The sequence below is a fragment of the Nocardia sp. NPDC052566 genome (genome assembly GCF_044547285.1).
Taxonomy (GTDB): domain Bacteria; phylum Actinomycetota; class Actinomycetes; order Mycobacteriales; family Mycobacteriaceae; genus Nocardia.
In genome coordinates this window covers 1,291,097-1,312,836 of sequence record NZ_JBIUAF010000002.1, presented here as the reverse complement: position 1 = coordinate 1,312,836, position 21,740 = coordinate 1,291,097, and the positions used below count along the sequence as shown (strand labels likewise).

Genomic DNA, 21,740 nt, shown 5'->3' with positions numbered 1-21,740 from the left:
TTCCGCTATGCCAGTTCGTCGTCGGCGCTGGACGCCGACTTCGGCGCGGCGTCGACGTCATCGATGCGGTACTCGGCCGCCGCCTCGAGGACCTTGGCCTGATCGATCGTGCCCGCGCGGGCCAGACCGGCCAGCACCGCGACCGCGATCGACTGGGCATCGACGTTGAACACCCGGCGCGCGGCGGGACGGGTATCGGAGAAACCGAAACCGTCCGTACCGAGCGTGGTGAAATCGCCTGGCACCCACTTGCGCACCTGATCCGGCACCGCGCGCATCCAGTCGGTCGCGGCGATGATCGGGCCGTCGACCTTCGACAGCACCTCGGTGACGTAGGGCACGCCCGCGTCGGTACCCGGATCGCGCAGCGCCGCGATCTCTTTGCCGAGCGCCTCCTTGCGGAGCTCGCCCCACGAGGTCACCGACCAGACATCGGCCTGCACACCCCACTTCTCGGCGAGCAGCGCCTGCGCACGCACGCCGTCGGGCACCGTGACGCCGGAGACCAGGATCTGGGCGCGCACCGCACCCGCCCCACCGCGCTTGTACAGGTAGATGCCCTTGAGCAGACCCGCGATATCCAGGTCGTCCGGCTCCGCGGGCTGCTGGTACGGCTCGTTGTAGAGGGTGATGTAGTAGAAGATGTCCTCGCCGCCGAAGGCGTCCTGCTGCGGCCGATGCGCGACGGTGCCGGGAACCGCGCCGGGCACGGCCTGCGGCGCGCCGCCACCGTACATGCGCCGCAACCCGTCCCGCACGATGTGCGCGATCTCGAAGGAGAACGCCGGATCGTAGGTGACGACGGCCGGATTGGTCGAGGCGAGCAGCAGCGAGTGACCGTCGTTGTGCTGCAAGCCCTCACCGGTCAGGGTGGTTCGCCCGGCGGTCGCTCCGAGCACGAAACCGCGTGCCAGCTGATCGGCCGCGGCCCACAGGCCGTCGCCGGTGCGCTGGAAACCGAACATCGAGTAGAAGATGTACAGCGGGATCATCGGCTCGCCGTGCGTCGCGTACGAGGTGCCCGCCGCGGTGAACGACGCGGTCGATCCGGCCTCGTTGATGCCCTCGTGCAGAATCTGCCCGACGCTGCTCTCTTTGTAGGCAAGCATCAATTCCGCGTCGACGGAGGTGTACAACTGCCCGTTGCGGTTGTAGATCTTCAACGAAGGGAACCACGAGTCCATACCGAAGGTGCGTGCCTCGTCGGGAATGATCGGGACGATCCGCTTACCGATCTCCTTGTCCCGCAACAGCTCCTTCATCAGCCGCACGAGCGCCATGGTGGTGGCGACGTTCTGCTTGCCCGAACCCTTGCGCACCGAGCGGTACGCCTCGTCGCCGGGAAGTTGCAGCGGCTTTGCCGAGGTGCGCCGCTCCGGCAGGTAACCGCCGAGCGCCTTGCGCCGGTCCAGCATGTACTGGATCTCGCGTGCCTCCATGCCGGGGTGGTAGTACGGCGGCAGGTACGGATCCTTCTCCAGCTCGGCGTCGGTGATCGGAATCCGCTGCAGGTCACGGAAGTCCTTGAGATCCTGCAGCGTCAGCTTCTTCATCTGGTGCGTGGCGTTGCGGCCCTCGAAGTGCTTGCCGAGGGTGTAGCCCTTGATGGTCTTGGCCAGGATCACCGTCGGCTGGCCCTTGTGCGCCATCGCCGCGGCATAGGCCGCGTACACCTTGCGGTAGTCGTGCCCGCCGCGCTTGAGGTTCCAGATGCTCGCGTCGGACATGTCCTGGACCAGTGCCTTGGTCCGCGGGTCGCGGCCGAAGAAGTGATCGCGGACGTAGGCGCCGTCGTTGGCCTTGTAGGTCTGGAAGTCGCCGTCGGGGGTGGTGTTCATCAGATTAACCAGCGCCCCATCGCGATCCGCGCCGAGCAGCGCGTCCCACTCGCGGCCCCACACCACCTTGATGACGTTCCAGCCCGCGCCGCGGAAGAACGACTCCAGCTCCTGGATGATCTTGCCGTTGCCGCGGACCGGGCCGTCGAGGCGCTGCAGGTTGCAGTTGACGACGAAGGTCAGGTTGTCCAGACCCTCCAGCGCCGCGACGTGCGCGAGGCCGCGCGACTCCGGCTCGTCCATCTCGCCGTCACCGAGGAAAGCCCACACGTGCTGATCGGAGGTGTCCTTGATGCCGCGGTCGTGCAGGTAGTGGTTGAACCGCGCCTGATAGATGGCGTTCATCGGGCCGAGGCCCATCGAGACCGTCGGGAACTCCCAGAAGTCCGACATCAACCGCGGATGCGGATACGACGGCAGGCCGTGGCCGGGGCCGCCGTGGCTGTACTCCTGACGGAACCCGTCCATCCGGTCGGTGCTCAGCCTGCCCTCGAGGAAGGCACGGGCGTAGATGCCCGGCGACGCGTGGCCCTGGATGAAGACGGAATCGCCACCGCCGGAATGGTTCTTACCGCGGAAGAAGTGGTTGAACCCCACCTCGTACAGCGCCGCGGAGGACGCGTAGGTCGAAATATGGCCGCCGACACCGATACCGGGCCGCTGCGCGCGGTGCACCATGATCGCGGCGTTCCAGCGGATCCAGGCGCGGAAGCGGCGCTCCACCTCCTCGTCGCCGGGGAACCACGGCTCGTTCTCGGTGGGGATCGTGTTGACGTAGTCGGTCGAGGTCAAAGAGGGAATGGCGACCCTGCGCTCCCCCGCGCGCTCCAGGAGGCGCAGCATCAGGTAGCGCGCACGGCCGGGACCTTCCCGGTCGAGCATCTCATCGAATGACTCGAGCCATTCGCTGGTTTCCTCGGGATCAATGTCCGGTAGGTAGGACGCCACTCCTTCGCGGATCACCCGCACCCGCGCAGCCGACTGGTGCATCGGCGCCCCGTTCGGGTCGCCGCCGGCGGGGGCGGTGTTCGGCACAGCGGGTTTCGCTGGAGCGGAAGAGTGGATCACGTCGGTCAAATCTGCTCCTCGTACAAGGGGTTGGACATGCTGATGGCGTCTGTTTCCCGCGGAAGGGCACGCGTGGTGGCGGACCGTCCGTTACGAAAGGTTCTGTGGGCACCCTCCATCCTTGCGGATGATGTGTCCCAGGTCATCATGTCAGTCGCAAATCCAGTACGGTTCCGCAGGGAACGTGAGTCGAGACCGCCGGACCGAAACAGGAGCGGGGAGGAAGATGAAGGTGCTGGACCCACGTGGGTTCGGGTTGGTGTGCGCGCTCGCCGCGATCACCGTCGGACTGGTCGTCGCCGGGTGCGGCAGTCAGATTCAAGGCACCGCGAACCCGAATCAATCGGATCTAGCCGCGTACAAGTCCGATGCCGCGTCGTCATCGGCGGCGGCCACCTCGTCCAAACGGGCCGCGGCACAGGCCAAGGCCATCTCCGACAACTGCGGGCAGTTCCCGACCACCACCGGCGTCGGCGTGTCGAAGTACAACGAATTCGTCGACGCGCACGACAAGAACGCCCCCGACTACGTCGCCAAGCGCGACCTCGCCGCGTCAACCCTGGAGGACGCCGCGACCAAGGTCGAGACCGGCGTGAGCGCGGCGACCGGCGTGTTGCCCGACGAACTCGCCGCCAAATTCACCGACTACGTCACCGCCGCCAGAGGTCTGGCCGCCGAGACCCGCCGGATGGTGTACACCGCGCCCGTCGATCCGCTCAACGTGGCGAGCAGGCGGGTCAACGACGCCCGCAACGCGGTTCGCGACGCCTGCCCGAAACGCTGACGCGCGCGATAACACACCCCCGGCTCACGACATTCGGTGGGGAATTCGCCCGATCAGCTTGCGCTGAGACGGATAACCATGTTCGCTTGCAACTACCTACTGTCGGGAGTTGAGGAGGACACCACCGTGGTCGCCGCGGCGGACGCGCAGAATTACGCTGAGAAGCTTGGCATTACACACGGCATGGTTGTCCAGGAACTGGGTTGGGACGAGGACACCGACGACGACCTGCGGGCCGCCGTCGAGGACACCAGTGGTGGCGAGATGGTCGACGAGGACTCCGATGAGGTCGTCGACGCTGTGCTGCTGTGGTGGCGTGAAGGCGACGGTGATCTCGCCGACGAGCTGATGGACGTCATCAGCCCGTTGGCGGACGACGGCTTCATTTGGGTCCTCACTCCCAAGACCGGAAGTCCTGGCCATGTCGATCCGAGCGAGATCGCTGAAGCCGCCCCCACCGCGGGCCTGACACAAACCTCGGCCATCAGCCTCGGTTCGTGGTCAGGTAGCCGTCTGGTGCAGCCGAAGGCGCCCTCGAAGCAGCGCTGACCACTTTCGCTATGGTGTCGCCGGGCGGTGGATCCACCGCCCGGTGCCAGCCCGGCACCCGCGGTGGGAGCGACGGGCCCGGAGGCGGTAGCTTGCGTGGCCACGCTGGGCTCCGCGCGCGCCGCCAACAGACACGGAAGGATTCGCGATGCCGCTCGACGTTGGCACTGTCGCGCCAGATTTCACGCTGAGGGATCAGAACAACCAAGACGTGACACTGTCGGACTTCCGCGGCAAGAAGAACGTGCTGCTGGTGTTCTACCCGCTCGCGTTCACCGGTATCTGCCAGGGTGAGCTCTGCAAGGTGCGTGACGAGCTGCCCAAGTTCCATAACGACGACGCCGAGATCCTCGCCATCTCGGTCGGCCCGCCGCCCACCCACAAGATCTGGGCGGCCGAACAGGGCTACCTGTTCCCGTTGCTCTCGGACTTCTGGCCACACGGCGCGGTCGCCCAGGCGTACGGCGTCTTCAACGAGAAAGCCGGCTACCCGAACCGAGGCACCTTCGTCGTCGACCGCACCGGAATCATCCGTTTTTCGGAAATGAACGGCCCCGGCGAGGCCCGTGACCAGGCGGCTTGGGAGAAAGCGCTCGCCGCGCTAGATTCATAGACCGTTGCCGTCGGCACCCACCGACGGCACACGGGCGTATAGCTCAGCGGTAGAGCACTGGTTTTACACACCAGCGGTCGGGGGTTCGATCCCCTCTGCGCCCACTCAGGAAGCACTCGGTCATGCCCAGGTTCGATCCGAGCCTGGATCTTGGAAGCGAATCATGTTGGTGTTCAGCAGCATGAAGGACGGTCGCCGTCGTTGTCGGTGCCGCAGGTTATCGTGAGATATGGCTACTCCCGTGCCGATCCCCGACCCGCCACCGATTCCCGCGGCGGATCCTGAAGCCCTGCGGACCGCCTTACCTGCCGTGTTGCGCGACACGTTCGATACGGAATGGGTTCAGGTACTGGATCGCGCGAAGCAGTCGCATTCGCTGAGGGAGATCCACGAGCTACTGAACAAGTGGCAGCACACCGCGGCGATGGAGTTGCGAGCTCCGGGCTCGTATCAGCGCCTGTTGGACAAGGCGGCGCAGATCGAATCGGCAGGTGGTCGGTCCAGCGGTGTCTCAATCGAGGACATGCGCGCACTGATCCAGCGACGCATGCAAGCCAGCTGAGGCTTTTGCCGCTTGTACCGAATCATTCCTGATCCGGAAACAGTCGAGCAGGTGCAGGCTCTTCCGGTCGACGCGCTGCCGGACTACGCCCAGATACTGAGCGTCCTCGAAGTCTCACCGTGGGCGGGTTCCCCGCAGAATGAGGCCAATCCCGACGGCGCCGTGCGCCGGTGGGCATTCGGTCCGAGGAATGCCGGGCAGGTCGTCTATCTTGTGCTCGAAGCACAGCGTGAGGTCCATCTGCTGATGGTGCAGTGGCTGGGTTGAATGGCCGGCAGAGTTGTCGGCGCATCGAGAGTCCCGGAAATCGATTGTCTACGTGAGTCATCACGAACACCCTGCCATCGAGCAGCGTATGCGCAAAGGTCCGCGCCCTGGAGACGGTGGCCGCAAGATGGAGATCTCCGCCGACACTCGACGCCATCACAGACTCCCCTATCCCCTCGAGTCATCCTTGGGCCGGAACACGGCCTGCGGGTTGGCATGTGAGGCCTAGGTCGGCGACTTCGGCCTCCATCTCTTCGATGTTGTAGTTGCCGGTCGCGTAGAGCTCCCAGGCGCGAACGACAAGGGCTCACTCGTCGTCGATCTTGATTGTGTTCACCTGCCGGCCTACGACGAGGACGCGGGCGTTGACGTAGCCGAGTTTGGCTCGGCCGAGTACCGCCGTTCATCGCCTTGTTCAGCGTTTTCAGCACGACAGGCCGCTTCCGGCTGGACTGGCCGGACGGAATCCCGCCGTTGACCTGGGCTGGAAAGACGCTCGCGCACAAGGGAACACGGTTCTGATCGGCTGTACACACCAGAGGTCGGGATTCAATCCCCTGTGCGCCCATAGACGAAGCGGGACCGAATGTCTTTGGTAGCGCCAGGACGCGGCGATTGTGGGGCCACCTCTACCGGGCAGTGAACTCCTGTTGGACGCGGAGCGGGTCGGTGATGTTGACGGTCAGCAGCAGCTGCAACAGGATTCGGGACTTTGCGGGGTTCAGGTCGGCGGAGGCGACGAAGCCTAGTTCGTCGTCGTTGACCTCGGCGTTTCGGACCACCTCGCCGGCGCCCACTCGGGTCGAGCGGACGACGACGCGGTCGTCGTTTGCTTTGGCGAGTGCGTCGAGTACGGCTTTGGCGGTGTTGCCGTCGCCTACGCCGGCCAGGACGATGCCCTTTGCGCCGTGGTCGACGGCGTCACGTACCTGGTCGGGGCGCATGCCTGCGTGGGAATAGACGATGTCGACTCGCGGCAGTGACGAGCCCTCCGGCAGGGGGAAGCGCGGACGTTGGTGTGACAGCGGGTTTTTGACGAAGCGGACGGAGTCTCCGGCGACGTAGCCTTCGGGGCCGGTGTTGGGTGAGACGAATGTTTGGATGCTCGAGGTGTGGGTTTTGGTGACGTCGCGGGCGCCGTGGATGGTCTCGTTCAGTACGACGAGCGCTCCCCTGCCGCGCGCGGCGGGTGCCGCGGCGACGGTGACGGCGGCACGTAGATTGGCCGGGCCGTCCGCGCTCAGTGCGTTGGCCGGGCGCATGGCGCCGACGAGCACCACCGGCTTGTCGGTGGCGACCACGTTGTCGAGGAAGAACGCGGTTTCCTCGATCGTGTCGGTGCCGTGGGTGATCACGACCCCATCGGTCGCGTTGTCCGCGAACAGCTGATTTATCCTGCGCGCCAGGGTAAGCCAGATCTCCTCGCTCATATCCTGGCTGCCGATATTGGCGATCGACTCCGCCTGCAACGTCGCGATCTTCTCGAGACCGGGCACAGCGGCGATCAAGTCCTGCACGCTGGCCTGCCCTGCGGTGTACCCGACACCCGATCCGGCCGTGGCTTTTCCGGCAATCGTGCCGCCGGTGGCGAGAATCGTGATCCGCGGCAACGCACCCGGAGCGGGCGGCGGCGCCACGCTCGTCGACGCGGCAACCGTCTTGGAGGTCGCGGATGCACCGGGGCCGGAATCGGAGTCGCAGCCGACAATCAGACTGGCACATAGGGCCAGTCCGAGAAGGGGAATCGTGGTGCGGCGTCCCATGGAAGAGTCCTTTCAGCAACTCGGCGCAGTCCCCCACTCGGCCGATAGCGCCGAGGGTCACGCCGATACGCTCGACGCTGGCCTGCTTTCCCTGAAGTCTCTCTCGGATACGCCGCCGCCGCGGTTGATCTGTCAGATCAACTACCCGTGATTGCCGCGGCCTTGCACCGAAAAGGCAAGCGGCCTCGGCTATTTCGACCCGGTCAGATCGTGATGGTCTGGTATTCGGTGTATTGGCCGAGGCCGACCGCGCCGAATTCGCGGCCGATGCCGCTGGCCTTGAATCCGCCGAACGGGCCGTCGAATCCGACCGGGGCGCCGTTGATTGTGACTGTGCCGGTGCGGATTCGGCGGGCGACGGCCAGCGCCGCGGCCTCGTCGGCCGACCACACGCCGCCGGACAGGCCGTAGTCGGAGTCGTTGGCGATGCGGATCGCATCGTCGATGTCGTCGTAGGCGAGGACTGCGAGGACGGGGCCGAAGATCTCCTCGCGGGCGATGCGCATGGTCGGCGTCACGTCGGCGAAAACTGTTGGGGTGACATAGAAACCGCCCTGCAGCCCGGGCGGGAGCTGCGGGCCGCCGCAGACCAGGCGTGCGCCCTCGGCGATACCGATCTCGATGTAGTCGCGGACCCGCTGTTGCTGATCGCCGCGCACCATCGGCCCGATGAAGGTGTGCGGGTCGCTCGGATCACCGACCGGCAGGGAGTCGACCATCGCCGCCAGCGCCGCGACCACCTCCTCGTAGCGGGAGCGCGGGGCGAGGATCCGCGTGTGGGCGATGCAGGACTCTCCGTTGTTCAGCAGCGAACCGAACTTCAAGCCGTTCATCGCCGCGGTCAGATCGGCATCGGGCAGGATCACCGCCGCCGACTTGCCGCCCAGTTCCAGACTCACGCGCTTGAGCTGGGCGCCACCGATGGACGCGATCCGGCGACCGGCCGCGGTCGAGCCGGTGAAGGCGATCTTGTCGACCTGCGGATGCGAAATCAGGTGCTCACTCGTTTCCCGGTCCGCGGGCAGCACACTGAGCACGCCCTCTGGCAAGCCGATCCGATCCATCAACTCGGCGAGCAGACCCATGCTCAGCGAGTTTTCCGGAGATACCTTCAGCACCACCGAATTTCCGGTGAGCAGGGCGGGCAGGATCTTCGAAGTGGCTGAGGAAAAGGGAGCGTTCCACGGGATCACCGCCGCCACAACACCAACCGGTTCACGCCGGACCACGCTGCGCACCTGCTCATCTGGATCCGACGGAGTGAGCGTGCGCTCCCAGTCGAAATGCTCTGCGGCCGCGAAGTACGCATTCGCCTGCCGGGTCAGACCGGACTGACTCGCCTTGGTGAACCATGCGGCGGAACCGTTTTCGGCAGTGGTGAGATCGGCGATCCGATCGCCTTCTTCCTCGCGCAGCTTGTTGAACCGCCGCAGCAGGGCAATCCGCTCGGCGGGCGGAATGTCGCGCCACCCACGACCTTCGAAAGCCGCGGACGCCGCGGCCACCGCGCGGTCCACATCGGCGGGCTGCGCCTGCGCCGCCCGGCCGATCACCGACCGATCGTGCGGCGAGAGAATTTCCAGCAGTGCCGGTTCGCTGGGCTCGGTCCATGAACCGCCGATGTAGAGCCGGTCGTAAGTGATCATCTGTTGTCTCCTGGGCAGGCGAATTCGGTAGTCATGTCAGTGTGGTTCGCGCGCCCCCACCGCCACATCTGTCGACTGACGCTCACCATGACGTAGTCGCCGAAAGCGCCGCCGACTACGTCACTCACAGCGTCACCTGACCGATTCGCCGCCAGGCCCGAGGCGGCGACAGTATTTCCATGCGTGCCGAGAACTTACGAGAGTCCGAACGACCCCCTATCGCAGCGCTTTTCGTCTGCGGTCCGGTGGCGATGCTGATCTGGTCGCCCCCACGCCGGAGAGACAGCATGCACCTCCCCTCAGCCCGTGGCAGGTAGCTCCCAGATCCGGACTTCCTCGACCAGAAAGCTGGAGGTGGCACCCGGATCCATGAGCCACGACCATCCGAGCACGCCCACGGTCCCGCCGGTCAGCTGCGATTCCGGATCCCGGTACCGGATCTGATGGCCGTTCACGCTCACCACCAGATCGACGCCGCCGACGGCGGTGCGGCATGACGCACCGATGCGGGTCTCCTGATCCATGTTCAGTCCGGGCAAGCTGTCCTGTGAGGCGAGCACGGCAACCCTCGCCTCCGCGGGCAGGCCCATCGCGATACCCCAGTGCCCGGTACTACTCACCGTGAAAAGGTAGCGGCGAGTCATGTCCCCCGGTTCGCCCCGGCACCACAGCCCCACTCCCCCGTACCCTGATTCCTTGCGCACCACCGCTTCCATACACGTATTCGTCAACGCCGGTAGCGGTGCGCCGGCCTGGACGACCTGGGTGCCGGACACAGCCGTCAAACGGTATGCGCCGAAGGCATATTCGGTGTGGCCGTCCCGTTGCGGCCAGCCGGTACCCCCGTCGGCGAAGCTGTCCTCCAAGAGCATCTTCCCACCCAGCTCCGCGCAGAACGACGACGCCGATTCCGTTCGGGCGCCGCCGGGTGCGGACTCGTCGTCCATCACCTGCCACACGAAGACGACCGCTACGACCGCCAGCACCACAACGGTCGTCAGCCCTGGCAGCCAGCGTCCCCTTCGCCGCGGCCGCACCGGGACTTTGCGGGCCGAATCCGGCTCGGCCACACCGGACTCGGCCGATGTCGCGAACTCCGCGGTGACGTCCGCCGCATCGTCGGGAGCTTCGTCCGGCTCGTCGTTGTCGCCCAGAGCATCTCGCAACTGGATATAGCGCAACCGCCAGATCCGGCGATCACCGCCGTCGGTGGGTGGCTCGGCTCCAGCCTGATCGATGAGGCGCAGGCAAGTGTCGATGAAGATTTCGAACGTTTCCCACCGCGGCATGGTCGGGTTATCCGGATTGATGATGTTGCCGATGGTGGCTTTGCTGATGCCGCCCCGTACGCCTGGCCCCTTCGCGGATTCTCGCGCGAGCGTCATGAGGGAATCGACCTGCGTGGTCCAACGCAGTTCGCGCAGTTGCGTTTTGAGAATGCGCAACTCATCCAGCGGATCGGCCATGCTGACCTCCCTGGTCGCATTGTGACCAATCCCGTCCAAAGTTGTCCAGATTATCCGGCCACCAACGCTGACCAGGTGATTCTGGATCGGTATCACATCCGAGAGAACGGAGTTCGACAGTGAATACGATCCGTGCACGTCTGGGCATCACCACCGCCGCGCTGGCCGTGGCCGCCGCTCTCACACCACTCGCCGCCCCCGCACAGGCGGCACCGGCCAACTGCCCATGGCCGTTCGTGTGCCTGTACGACTTCAACGGCGTGAAGAAGGGCGCCTTCCAGGACATCACCGCCGGGTATCAGCGGGTGAATTTCGGCGGGGGCACCGGTTACAACGCCCGCCGCGACGACGTCGTCTATCTGCGGGATATCAACGGCACCGTGGGCTGCATCGAGCCGGGCAAGTCCGCCAATCTCCCGACCCCCATCAACGGTCTGCGCATCGCCCCGGAATCGCGATGCTTCAGGCCCTGATTCACCGAACCGACTCATCGAGGCCGCGCGGCGTGCCTCGATGAGTTCGCCGTCACGGGAGCGGGTGGTTCTTGAAGAGCTGCCACATGCGGTCGCGGACGTCGGCGCCTCGGGCGCCGCCCGGCCAGCCGTGGCCGCCTGCCTTGTACTTGCGCCAGACGACATTGGCGCCCTGCTCGCAGGGGTAGCGGAAGCCCTCCGCCACCTCGGGGCCGGTCTCGGTGGCCGCGTCGTTGCCGCAACCGATGGTGCCGCGCCATTGCAGATGTGCCGCGAAGACCGGTACTTGGGTGAAATCGTTTTCGGCCGTGAAGAATCCGAACGAGAGCTTGCGCACCGGGACGCCGTCCTCGCATCCGCCGTGCGAGCCACCCGCGTACATCGCGAACGCGGCCAGCTGCGGTGAGGCCGCGCAGGCCATTCGGGAGGTCATCTGCCCGCCGTTGGAATGGCCGGACAGGTAGACCCGCTTGCTGTCGACGCACCACTTGCCCTTGATGTCGGCGATGACCTTCAGAAGGAAGTCGACGTCGTGCCTGTTGCCGTTCTCGTAGAACCAGCTGCGGTCGTCGGGGCGGTTGGGGTCGTCGATGTCGTCCTTGCCGCCCTGCGGGTAGGCGACGATGAACTTCTGCTCGGCGGCGAACGGCGTCCAGCCGGACTCCCGTTCGTGCGTGCCGGGATTGCTGCCGCCGCCGTGCAGCGAGACCAGCAGCGGCGCGGCACGGGTCAACCCGCTCGGGACACGAATCAGATACGGCTGACCGTTGATGTAGCGGGTCGCCGACGTGGCGGCCAGCGAGCAGGCTTCCGAATCGCCTGGCTCCGGGTCGTCCGCGCCTGCCGCGGCTGGCACGGTCAGCGCGAGTACGGCGCATAGAACGGCAAAGACCTTGCCCGCAGCAGCGGGCACCTCAGTGAACTTACGGATGTAGCGCATCGAATACACCTGTCCAACAATTGAATTCAGCAATAGAACTATCCGAAACCTATCGCCGTACAGAGGTGTTCGCATATGTTCACGCACGCCCTGTGACAACTCCCAGCCCCCGGTGGATCAGGACGGTGACGTGGCCGTACGTCCGGCGCCTTGATCGGAACCGAAGCGTGTCGCCGACGTTCGAGGCCGACTGCCCACTACTGTGCGCGAAATGCGTCGAGTGCTGCTCGTCCTGTCTGCCGCGGTGCTGCTCGCGGGTTCCGCCGAAACCTCTGCCGTCGCCGAGAGCGGTGCGTGGCAGCGGGCGCTGGACGATATCGTCGCGCGCGGCGCGGTGGGCGTGCAGGCTCACGTGCACACGCCGGCGGGCGATTGGGATGGTTCGGCGGGCAGCGTCGAACTGGGGCGGGGCGGGCCGATCCCGGCCGGTAGCCGCTTCCGCATCGGTAGCATCACCAAAACCATCACCTCGACCGCACTGCTGCAGCTCGTCGGCGAGGGGCGCGTCGGGTTGGACGATGCCGTGGCTCGATGGCTTCCGGACTACGGCATCGATCCTCGGATCACCGTCCGGATGATCCTCGGCCAGACCAGCGGGCTGCTCGACTATCTCAACGGCGGGGCGGGCCACGCGCCGATGGTCGGCGATACGCTCGCCGCCATCCGCCACACCTGGCAACCACCCGATTTCGTCCGCTGGGCAACGGAGAAACCCCTGCAGTTCGCGCCCGGCAGCGGATGGGCGTACTCCAACACCAACTACATCGTCGCGGGCCTGCTCATCGAGAAGGTCACGGGGTTGCCCTACCACGTCAACATTTACACCCGAATCACCTTGCCGCTGCTCATGATCAGCACCGGCGTCCCGCAAACCTTCGAAGGGATCCTCGGTCCGCATGCCCACGGCTACCACGGCTACGGCAACACCCTGACCGACGTCACCGATCAGAACCCGTCGTATGTCTGGGCGGCAGGCGGAATCGTCTCCTCCACAAGGGATCTCCACACCTTCCTCACCGCGCTGCTTGACGGCCGCTTGCTGCCACCGCACCTGCTGGCCGAGATGCGCACCTTCCGCCACGTGAACGATTCCTACGATTACGGCCTCGGCCTCTACGAATTCCGCCTCGACAACCACGGCTGCCTCGCCAACGGACACGACGGCTACGTCAACGGTTTCGGCTCCCTCGCCCTCCGCACCCCCGACGGCCGCCACGCCGTCACCCTCTCGGTCACCGACGCCACCACCAACGACTTCTCCACCGCCATAGACCATTTCGTCCGAACCGCCATGTGCTCGCGCTGAGGGTGCCGAATGCGGCTTCGGTGTCCTCGGCGGCGAGACGGTCAGCTTTGGTGTTCGGGGCAATTCACGCGCAGGTCGGCGGGGGTCAGTGGCATTTCGAGTAGGTCGCAGTGGTGGGTTTCGGTGTTGGAGCGGTGGAAGCGGCAGGTCAGGCAGGTTCGGGCGATGGTGATGATGTTTTCGCGGTGTAGTTCGGCGATCAGGGTCAGGAGGGATTCGAGGATGCGGTCGCGGTCGGCGGGGGGTAGGTGATCGACGGCGGAGATCAGTTGTTGCCGGTCGGCGGCAATGGCTTTCGCGACCTTGTGGCCCGCGTCGGTCGGGACGAGTCGTTGCCTGCGCCGGTCCGACGGGTCGGGCCGGCGGGTTATCAGGCCCTTGGCGATCAGGGAGGCGACCGCGTCGCTGACGGTTGGCTGGGAGAGTTGGAGTTCGCGGCGCAGGGCGTCGACGCTCGGGGCGGGCGGGGGGCCGGCGGCGAGGGCGGCCAGTAGCTGGACTTGGAGTTGACTCAGCCCCTGGGCGGTCGCGGCCTGCTGGGCGAAGGTTCGGTACGCGACGCTCAGGCGTTCGAGTGCGTCGATCGTCTTCTCCGAAACGTCGCGGCTGCCAGGGGGATTCATGCTTGACATTCTATAGGACTCCTATGCAAACATAGGAGTCCTATCTATCTGGAAGGTGTTGGCCATGACCACACAGATTCCCGCCGGCTACCACTACGGTTCGACTTCGCCAAGCCCGGTCTCGACGGACGAACTGGCGGCGTTGGAGGCGAGCCTCCTGTTCACCCCGGAGGATGTCGAAGCTTTACAGCTCACCGGAGATGTTCTCGAAGACCAGATCGACGACGTGCTCGACGTCTGGTACGGGTTCGTGGCGAGCCATCCGTACCTCGTCGCCTACTTCGCCACCCCGAAAGGCGTTGTGCTGGAGGAATATCTGGCACGCGTTCGCGCGCGATTCGGTCAGTGGATACTGGACACCTGCCGCCGCCCGCACGATGCGGATTGGCTCGCGTACGCCCACGAGATCGGCGTCCGGCACACCTACGAGGGGAAGAACCGCACCGATGGGGTCGGGTCGGTACCGCACATTCCGCTGCGCTACATGGTGGCCTTCATCTATCCGATCACCGCGACCATGCGCCCGTACCTGGCCAAAGCGGGTCACGGCGACGCCGACATCGAGCGCATGCATCAGGCATGGTTCAAGGCCGTCACCCTGCAGGTGGCCCTGTGGCTAAGGGCGTACACCGCAGATAGGTGGTAGGACAACTGAATCCGACTGGTCAGGCGGTGAGTTCGAGGATGTCGACGCCTCGGCGATTGTCGGCAACGTAGGCAAACCCCTTGTGCCAGTACGGCGCCCACGCGGCCGCATCGGCGGGTCGGTAGTAGGCGATCTGCTTGGGGTCGGCCGGATCGGAGATATCCAGGAACCGAGTGCCCTGTCCATAGAACGACTGCACCAGGACCTTGCCTCGCACGTCGAAGTAGTGGGCGGAGCAATCGGCGGAAGCCGGGTCACTACCCTCCTGACCGGCGACGCCCCAGGTGCCAATAGTGTTGAGCCGGAACGGCTTCTGCGGAGTGGAGCGCCAGCCCTCGCCACCGTAGGAGCCTTCCAGCGATGCGATGACCAGCACGCCGTCGCCCTCGCAGCCGTCGACGAAGCTCTCCTCGGTGGCGTAGATGAGGTTCCCGCCGCCCAGGTTCCCGGTACCGCCGCCGTCCTGTGCACGGTTGCCGATCGGATGAAAACTGTTGTGCATGAACCTCGATGGCGCGGCCGTCTCCTTGATCCCGCCGCCCGCGTAGGGGACCGGGTCGCTCGGCGAAGCCACCCGGTTCTTGCCGGTCACCGGGTCCCTGTGCGTGCCCGCCGTCCAGTACCCGCGCACGCCGCCGCGGCCGGATGCCCAGGCCACACCGGCCTCATCGACCTGGACGTCATGCACGTAGTCGGTCTTGCCGTCGTTGCGCGCGAGCTCGATCGGCTTGGGGAACACCTTCGGCTTGCGAGGATTCCTGACATCGGTGACCCAGATCGGGCGACCGCCCCATTCGGCGGGTTGACTATCCGCCTTGGCGGGCCCGCCGGTCCACAGGTACTGACAGTCGTTGATACAGGTGGTGGTGTGGCCCGCGGGCACCTTGACGTAGCTCAGCACGGACGGCTTCTCCGGCTCGGCCAGGTCGACCACGTAGATGCCGGACTCGCCGGTGCGGACGTCGCCACCGAAGGCCCGTGGGTCACGGGCGAGGAAGACCCGCTTGCGAACCGGATCGACCTCGGTGTCCTCGGTTTCCCACATCCCCGGCATGTCGAGCTGCCCGATCAGCTGCGGTGCCGCCGGATTCGCGGTGAGGTCGTAGGTCTTCAGCCCGAACTTGCCGGAGACGACCATGACGTCCCGCTCGCCGTACTGGAGGAACTGCAGGGAGATCGCCCCCTGCGCACCCGGGACATTGCCGACCACCTTGACGTTCTTCTCGGCGCCGGGCGCGCCCGCGACCGGCGGATCGGCGGCATGCTGACCGGGATCGTGCTCCTCGCAGGCCTCGGCGGGCGAGACGGTGGCGACAAGGGCCGCCGCCGCACTGAGCAACAGCAGTGAGGACCGGAACAACCAGCGGTGCACGACTACCTCCCAGTGGGACGTGATCACCATCCGACCAGAATCCTGGCCCGGCGATGCCTCACTGTAGGTGTCGACGCGGTTGGATCGCGATATCCCCAACTGGGGAACAGCTTTCGCGTAATCGGTAGCGGTCGGCCGCGCCCCAGGCAACCGAGCGCCCCAGGCTACTCGGCACCCGCGCGGGATCGTTGGGCGTTGTCGCGGATTTTGCGCAGCGCCCGCGCGAGCGCATCGCGTTCAGGGCTCGAAAGCGGTTGGACCAGAGCGCGTTCCAGAATGTCGAGGTGGCCGGGTAGCACCTCGGCGGCCTTGGCCGCGCCGTTGTCGGTAAGCCGAGCCAGCACGACCCGGCGGTCGGCCGGTTCGACGGCGCGCTCGACGAACCCGCGGGCGTCCAGACGGTCGATCAACCGGGTCATCCCGCCCGAGGTGAGACCGGTCTGGGTGTAGAGGTCGGTGATCCGCAGCTGCCGGTCCGGGGAGCGGCCGAGCCGCAACAGGACGTCGAACTCGGCGACCGAGAGCCCATGGTCGCGTTCCTGTGCCGAGACCTCCCGCATGACCTCGCTGTATGCCTCGGCGAACAAGCCCATCAGCGTGATGCGGGGGTCTGCCAGCAGGTTGCTCGAATCCATGGCTGCGAACGCTACCACTTGTCGAGACCAGTCAGTATCTGTACAGTCAGACACTGATCAGTCAGATAACTGCAAGGATGCTCGGCTCCGAGAGGATGAGTGCGATGACCAGTTACACCGTCGATCGAAAAGTGCCGTGGCCTGTGCCGATCTGGGATGCCGACACGGTGCGCCTGATCGCTCAGGATTTGGGTGCGGGCGCCTATGCGGTCGTGGCCGACACGGCCGACGCGCAGACCACGCAGGGAATTCCCCAGGCCACCTCCGGCGGGTTCGTCGTCGGCGCGAACGGGGTGTTCGTGATCGAATCCATGATGACCCCCGCGCTGGCGCGGCAGGTCCTCGATCTCGTCGCCGCGACGACCGACGCGCCGATCCGGTACGTCGGGGTGACCTCCGACCACGGCGACCACTTCTTCGGCAACTATCTGATGCCGGAACAGGCACGAATAGTCCAGCACCAGAACGCCTTCCACGCGATCGAAGCGTCCGGTATCGAGCCGCGAAAGCAGGCCCAGATCGGCTGGTTCGACCTGGGCAAGGGCATCGAGGACGTGCGGTATCGTCCGGCGGATCTACTGGTGCCGCCAGGCGGACAGCTGTCGGTGAACCTCGGCGGCGGGAAGTTCGTGGAGGTACTCGATCTCGGACAGGGCCAGACACCCGGCGATTTGTGGTACCACGATCCGCAGGCGAAGGTGCTCTGGGCGGGCAACGCGTTTATCTGCGAAAAACCGGCCATCCCTTGGCTTTTGGACGGCGTAGCGAAGACACCCGCGCGAGCGCTGCGCGAAATCTTCGATCGGATCCCCGAAGGCACCCGCATCGTGCCCGGCCACGGGCGCGTCACCGACAAGGAGGGGATGCGCTTCTTCGTCGAGTACACCGAACAGCTCGTCGACCGGGTCAGCAAGGCGGTGTCCGATGGAATGAGCCTGGAGGACACCAGGAAGGCGGTCCCGATGCGCGAATTCGACGCCGGTTATCCCTTGTTCGAGTGGCTGCATTTCGACATCAACATCCCCTGCGCCTACCGCGAAGCCCAGCAGTCGGACTGAGCCGAGGAGAAGCGCCTGCCGCGGTTCCGCACCGGCAGAGACACCATTCATGCCCCCGGCTAGCCAGGGATCGATAAGGGTTCTATGCTCGACTCGATGATGACTCATTCTGATCAAAGATTGGGGGTCCCGTTCGTGTCAGGTGAATGCTGATGGGCATTCCGAACACGAATGGGGACTGTTCCCGCTTTTCCTTCTGGCTGCGCGTGCGTGAATTCGCCGTGCCTGCCGCCATGATCGAGACCGCGACCGGTCGGCGACGCGTCGGGGACTGGGCAGGGGCTTGTGCCGCCGCCGGTTTCGATGTCGATGTCGATGTGCGTTGGCTGGCACGGGCTTACGGGTCGGAGTTGGCGGCGCGGGTCCGGGACGATCTTCGATATCTGGCGCCGGATCTGTTGCGGTGGCATCTGCCGAGGGTTGCTCCGGATGGGCTGTTGCGGCCGGGGCTGACGATCTCGCTGGCCCGGTATGGCCGTCACAACGCCAGTGGCAGAGCACATTTCGTGCATCTTGTGGTGCGGACGGCACCGGCATGGGCGGATTCCGGTCAGCGGCTCAGCCTCGCGGTGTGGGACGGCCCCCACTCGGAGCCGAGCTTGCATCCACATCCGCGCCCGCATCCCCGATTCCGCCTGGATCTGCATCGCCACGTGTGGGATGCACGCAGGGCCGATGACCTGCGGATGCGGTGCGGGGCAGAGCATTCCGGCGACCATCTGCCGATACTCGACCCCGAGCTGATCGCCGCGACACCCATGGATCGCGGCTGCGCTATCCACCGATGGGCGGACGAGGCGCGCATTCTGCTGGACGCCGAGGACCGGCAGGGCAATACCTTCCTGGTCCGGTTGAGTGCCCGGCAACGGCTGATCATGGATCTCGCCGAGGACGCCACACTGCGCGCGGGGAGACATCCCGCCGGAGGCATCACCGCCCTGCCGGTCCTCCCCGACGCGGCGACCTGGGTGCTGCCCGACCTGGAACTGCTTCGCACCGGCGCGATTTCGCCCGATCGGCTGCATCCGCTGGTCGCCTCGGCACTGGTGCCGGGCTATTCGCCCGACGCCGCTGCCCCGGCCACGTCCCGTCCGGGTGAGCCGCTGCTGGTGGAGTGCCGGGGCGAGCGGCACCGGATCGGGGTGGTCGATGGTGTGCTGTCCGCGCTCGACCACGACCCGGCCGAGATCCGGCGGGAGGAACTGCTTGTCGCGCTGGCCGGCACTCCCCTGCCCTGCCTGCGGTTCATCGATGCGGCGCACCGCCATCCGGATTGCCTTGCGGGCGTGCGCGAACGGCTGGACCACGGCGACACCGCCGGTGCGCTGGCCGTCGTCGAGGCGCTGCTCGGTCCCGAGGCACTGCTGCGTGACGGCGATTTGCGTGACGAGTTGGAGGCGTCCGCGCGAAAACGGATCGTCTACGGCCTGTTTCGAGCCGGGTTGGCCGAAACCGGATTCGACCGGGTAGCACCCGGCCGAAGGCGTCCCCGCGACAGCCGCGCGCATCCACGCAACGCGTCGTTCTGACTCGAGAACGCGTCCATCGTGGGCGCTGACGACGCGTCGGGTGCACCGCGGCCGCATACGGATCCCTCGATCCCCCTTCGCACTCGAACTACTTCAAACCAAAGGTGATTCATACATGACCGGAGACTCCGCCCAACTCGATATCGCCGACGAATTGCTCTCCCTGCTCGGCACGGTGACCACCGAACCTCGCCCCGACACCCAACTGGAGGCGCTGACGCTGGCCGTCGCCGCCGACCTACCCGTACTCCTCTGGGGCGAACCGGGTATCGGCAAGACCGCCGCCCTCACCCAACTCGCCGTGGCACTCGACCTGCCGCTCACCACCGTGATCGCGAGTGTGCATGAGCCGTCGGACTTTTCGGGTCTGCCCATCGTCGGCGACAACCCAGCGGATCAGGGTGTCCCGATGGCTCCGCCGGACTGGGCGGTCCGGCTCGTCCGGGCAGGCAAGGGACTATTGTTCCTGGACGAACTGTCCACCGCCCCACCGGCCGTACAAGCCGCGCTGCTTCGTCTCGTGCTGGAGCGGCGGATCGGTTCGCTCCAATTGCCGCCCGGTGTCCGGATCGTCGCGGCGGCGAACCCGCGTTCCTCCGCCGCCGACGGCTGGGAGCTGAGCCCGCCGCTGGCGAACCGGTTCGTGCATCTGCAGTGGGTGCATGATCACGACGTCGTCGTCCGAGGCCTCGGCGGTACTTGGCCGCGTGCCACCATGCCCCGGCTCGAACCCGAGAAGTTACCGGAGGCAGTCACTTTCGCCCGGCGTGCGGTGTGTGTGCTGCTGGCGGCGCGCCCCAAGCTCGTCCACCAGATGCCGAGCAGCGAAACGCGCAGAGGCGGTGCATGGGCATCGCCGCGAAGCTGGGAGATGACACTGCGGCTGATCGCCTTCGCCACCGCGGCGGGCTCGTCCCGAGATGTGTTGTCCCTCTTGGTCCGTGGCACCGTCGGCGATGGTCCGGGATTCGAACTGCTTGCCAGCATGGACCGCATGGACCTCCCCGACCCCGAGGAACTGCTCGCCGACCCGGCGGCCGCCGTCCTGCCCGACCGCGGCGACCTGCGCCAGGCCGTACTCGACGGCGTGGTGGCGGCGGTCCGTAAGCGGCCGACCCGCGCGCGCTGGGATGCCGCGTGGACACTGCTGGTCTCGGCGGTGGAATCCGGAGCACCGGATCTCGTGGTCGTCCCCGCGACCACGCTTGCCACACTGCGCCGAGACAATTGGGATGTTCCGGCGTCGATCGAGAAGCTGGCCGGAATGGTGTCGGTATCTCAGCGAGCAGATCGCGCCGCCGATATCGTGCGGGCGGTCGGTCGATGACCGGGAATGCCCCGGCGGCAATGGATTTCGACAAGCTCTACGCGGCCCGTCTCTACGCCGTTCGAGTCCGGCCGTATCTGGCGACCGCTCTGTTCGCCCTGCACATCGTCGAGTCGCGCCGGGTACCGACGATGAGCGTCGACCGGCATTGGCGCTGTTACGTCTCCCCGGCGTTCGTGGACAGCATGCCGGTCGGGGAACTGGCGGGCGTCCTGGTGCACGAGGCCTCCCACCTGCTGCGCGACCACCATGGCCGTAGCGAAAGATACGCGCGGGAACACGAATTGACCGGCCCCGCCGAACGACTGCGCATGAATGTCGCCGCGGACTTCGAAATCAACGACGACATATTCGGCGACGGACTGGTGACCCCGGAGGGGGCCGTCGTGCCCGCGGACATCGGGCTGCCCGAAGGAAAACTCATGGAGGAATACCTGCGCGAGTACCGATTCAGCGTGTACACGCGCAACATGGCCTGGCTCGACTGCGGCAGCGGCGCCGACGGACGGGACCGTGACTGGGAGTTCGGGCCGGACGGCGCCGACGGCCTCAGCGAACAGGAGCGCGACGCGGTCCGATTCCGGGTGGCGCAGGGCATTGTCGGCCGTCCCGGCGACGCGCCCAAGGGCTGGCAGCGGTGGGCGGAGCAGGTGTTCCATCCACCGCAGCCGTGGCGCGATCTGCTGGGCGCCGCACTGCGCTCAGCGGTTTCGGCACCTGGCGTCGGCGACGACTACACCTACGGCCGGCCCGCCCGGCGCTCGGCCGGTGTGCCCGGTGTCGTATTGCCGAGCCTGCGGCGCACGCCACCGCGGGTCAGCGTGGTCATCGATACCTCGGGGTCGGTCAGCGACGCCGAACTCGGCACCGCACTGCTCGAGGTTGCCGCCATCACCCGTGCCGTGGGCGGCCGCCGCGACCTGGTCACCGTGTTGTCCTGCGATGCGGCGGCCGGGATCGTGCACCCGCTGTGCCGGGCCGAGGGCATACCGCTGGTTGGTGGCGGCGGCACGGATCTTCGCGAGGGATTCGCCGCAGCGCTTCGGGCCCGGCCCGATGTCCTTGTGGCGCTGACCGATGGCCAAACACCCTGGCCGTCCAGCAAGCCACCGTGCCGGACCGTAGTCGGCCTGTTCCGCCGGTCCGATTCGTGGCGCGACAACGACGCCGACTACGTTCCCGACCAGCCGCCCGCCTGGGCGCGAGTAGTCGATATCGGATGAAATCCGTTGTCGGACAGCCCGGCAACAGCAGGGATCGGCCTGGCCGACGGGG

20 protein-coding genes and 1 tRNA gene are annotated in these 21,740 nt (G+C 66.3%); 13 read left to right on the top strand and 8 right to left on the bottom strand.

Features of this window, described 5'->3' with window-relative positions; translation table 11 throughout:
• Nucleotides 1-5: 5 nt before the first annotated feature.
• A complete protein-coding gene (gene aceE / locus ACIG5A_RS13040) occupies nt 6-2,828 on the bottom strand; it encodes a pyruvate dehydrogenase (acetyl-transferring), homodimeric type (RefSeq protein WP_397240618.1) in 2,823 nt (940 codons plus the stop codon).
• Between the two features lie 304 nt (nt 2,829-3,132).
• On the opposite strand from aceE, the gene ACIG5A_RS13035 reads away from it, so the two are divergent.
• From ACIG5A_RS13035 to ACIG5A_RS13010, 6 genes are all read left to right on the top strand, one after another.
• A complete protein-coding gene (locus ACIG5A_RS13035; RefSeq protein ID WP_397240365.1) occupies nt 3,133-3,690 on the top strand; it encodes a hypothetical protein in 558 nt (185 codons plus the stop codon).
• Between the two features lie 126 nt (nt 3,691-3,816).
• Nucleotides 3,817-4,239, top strand: a complete 423-nt coding sequence (locus ACIG5A_RS13030; protein ID WP_397240364.1) for a DUF3052 domain-containing protein — start codon at nt 3,817-3,819, stop codon at nt 4,237-4,239.
• A 148-nt stretch (nt 4,240-4,387) separates the two neighbouring features.
• Nucleotides 4,388-4,852: a peroxiredoxin gene (locus ACIG5A_RS13025; protein ID WP_397240363.1), complete on the top strand. Its 465-nt coding sequence runs from the start codon at nt 4,388-4,390 to the stop codon at nt 4,850-4,852.
• Between the two features lie 32 nt (nt 4,853-4,884).
• Nucleotides 4,885-4,956, top strand: a tRNA-Val gene (locus ACIG5A_RS13020).
• A 137-nt stretch (nt 4,957-5,093) separates the two neighbouring features.
• Nucleotides 5,094-5,414 carry a DUF6247 family protein gene (locus tag ACIG5A_RS13015; protein WP_397240362.1) on the top strand — a complete coding sequence of 107 codons (321 nt, stop codon included), beginning with the start codon at nt 5,094-5,096 and terminating at the stop codon, nt 5,412-5,414.
• A 51-nt stretch (nt 5,415-5,465) separates the two neighbouring features.
• Nucleotides 5,466-5,681 carry a hypothetical protein gene (locus tag ACIG5A_RS13010; protein ID WP_397240361.1) on the top strand — a complete coding sequence of 72 codons (216 nt, stop codon included), beginning with the start codon at nt 5,466-5,468 and terminating at the stop codon, nt 5,679-5,681.
• Nucleotides 5,682-6,310: 629 nt separating this feature from the next.
• Here ACIG5A_RS13010 and ACIG5A_RS13005 read toward each other — a convergent pair.
• The 3 genes from ACIG5A_RS13005 to ACIG5A_RS12995 all read right to left on the bottom strand — a co-directional run bounded on the left by ACIG5A_RS13005 (nt 6,311) and on the right by ACIG5A_RS12995 (nt 10,556).
• Complete coding sequence (locus ACIG5A_RS13005) at nt 6,311-7,444, bottom strand: type II asparaginase (protein WP_397240360.1); 1,134 nt, start codon at nt 7,442-7,444, stop codon at nt 6,311-6,313.
• A 203-nt stretch (nt 7,445-7,647) separates the two neighbouring features.
• Nucleotides 7,648-9,090, bottom strand: coding sequence for an aldehyde dehydrogenase (locus tag ACIG5A_RS13000; protein ID WP_397240359.1), 1,443 nt, complete (start codon nt 9,088-9,090; stop codon nt 7,648-7,650).
• A gap of 299 nt (nt 9,091-9,389) precedes the next feature.
• Nucleotides 9,390-10,556: a hypothetical protein gene (locus ACIG5A_RS12995; protein WP_397240358.1), complete on the bottom strand. Its 1,167-nt coding sequence runs from the start codon at nt 10,554-10,556 to the stop codon at nt 9,390-9,392.
• A 119-nt stretch (nt 10,557-10,675) separates the two neighbouring features.
• Here ACIG5A_RS12995 and ACIG5A_RS12990 point away from each other — a divergent pair, with 119 nt between their 5' ends.
• A complete protein-coding gene (locus tag ACIG5A_RS12990) occupies nt 10,676-11,029 on the top strand; it encodes a hypothetical protein (RefSeq protein WP_397240357.1) in 354 nt (117 codons plus the stop codon).
• A 52-nt stretch (nt 11,030-11,081) separates the two neighbouring features.
• Here ACIG5A_RS12990 and ACIG5A_RS12985 read toward each other — a convergent pair whose 3' ends face one another.
• Nucleotides 11,082-11,969, bottom strand: coding sequence for an alpha/beta hydrolase family esterase (locus ACIG5A_RS12985; RefSeq protein WP_397240356.1), 888 nt, complete (start codon nt 11,967-11,969; stop codon nt 11,082-11,084).
• Between the two features lie 211 nt (nt 11,970-12,180).
• On the opposite strand from ACIG5A_RS12985, the gene ACIG5A_RS12980 reads away from it, so the two are divergent.
• Nucleotides 12,181-13,275, top strand: coding sequence for a serine hydrolase domain-containing protein (locus ACIG5A_RS12980; RefSeq protein WP_397240355.1), 1,095 nt, complete (start codon nt 12,181-12,183; stop codon nt 13,273-13,275).
• A 41-nt stretch (nt 13,276-13,316) separates the two neighbouring features.
• On the opposite strand, the gene ACIG5A_RS12975 is transcribed toward ACIG5A_RS12980, so the two are convergent.
• Complete coding sequence (locus tag ACIG5A_RS12975; protein WP_397240354.1) at nt 13,317-13,898, bottom strand: MarR family transcriptional regulator; 582 nt, start codon at nt 13,896-13,898, stop codon at nt 13,317-13,319.
• Nucleotides 13,899-13,962: 64 nt separating this feature from the next.
• Between ACIG5A_RS12975 and ACIG5A_RS12970 the strand changes: the two genes are divergently transcribed.
• Nucleotides 13,963-14,544 (top strand): protoglobin domain-containing protein, encoded by a 582-nt coding sequence (locus ACIG5A_RS12970; RefSeq protein WP_397240353.1) that lies wholly within the window; start codon nt 13,963-13,965, stop codon nt 14,542-14,544.
• Between the two features lie 19 nt (nt 14,545-14,563).
• Here ACIG5A_RS12970 and ACIG5A_RS12965 read toward each other — a convergent pair whose 3' ends face one another.
• Together ACIG5A_RS12965 and ACIG5A_RS12960 are read right to left on the bottom strand one after the other, a co-directional pair.
• The gene (locus tag ACIG5A_RS12965) at nt 14,564-15,946 is read right to left on the bottom strand and encodes an LVIVD repeat-containing protein (RefSeq protein ID WP_397240352.1); all 1,383 of its coding nucleotides are present in this window, start codon (nt 15,944-15,946) and stop codon (nt 14,564-14,566) included.
• 134 nt (nt 15,947-16,080) lie between these two features.
• Entirely contained in the window at nt 16,081-16,551 is a 471-nt protein-coding gene (locus ACIG5A_RS12960) for a MarR family winged helix-turn-helix transcriptional regulator (RefSeq protein WP_397240351.1), read from the bottom strand.
• A 104-nt stretch (nt 16,552-16,655) separates the two neighbouring features.
• Here ACIG5A_RS12960 and ACIG5A_RS12955 point away from each other — a divergent pair, with 104 nt between their 5' ends.
• The 4 genes from ACIG5A_RS12955 (at nt 16,656) to ACIG5A_RS12940 (ending at nt 21,688) form a co-directional block, all read left to right on the top strand.
• Entirely contained in the window at nt 16,656-17,609 is a 954-nt protein-coding gene (locus tag ACIG5A_RS12955; protein ID WP_397240350.1) for an MBL fold metallo-hydrolase, read from the top strand.
• A 152-nt stretch (nt 17,610-17,761) separates the two neighbouring features.
• A complete protein-coding gene (locus ACIG5A_RS12950; RefSeq protein ID WP_397240349.1) occupies nt 17,762-19,138 on the top strand; it encodes a hypothetical protein in 1,377 nt (458 codons plus the stop codon).
• A gap of 115 nt (nt 19,139-19,253) precedes the next feature.
• On the top strand, nt 19,254-20,465 hold the full coding sequence (locus ACIG5A_RS12945) for an AAA family ATPase (protein WP_397240348.1): 1,212 nt from the start codon (nt 19,254-19,256) through the stop codon (nt 20,463-20,465).
• Nucleotides 20,462-21,688: a VWA-like domain-containing protein gene (locus tag ACIG5A_RS12940; RefSeq protein WP_397240347.1), complete on the top strand. Its 1,227-nt coding sequence runs from the start codon at nt 20,462-20,464 to the stop codon at nt 21,686-21,688. The genes ACIG5A_RS12945 and ACIG5A_RS12940 overlap by 4 nt, the downstream gene beginning before the upstream one ends.
• The last annotated feature ends 52 nt before the right edge of the window (nt 21,689-21,740 follow it).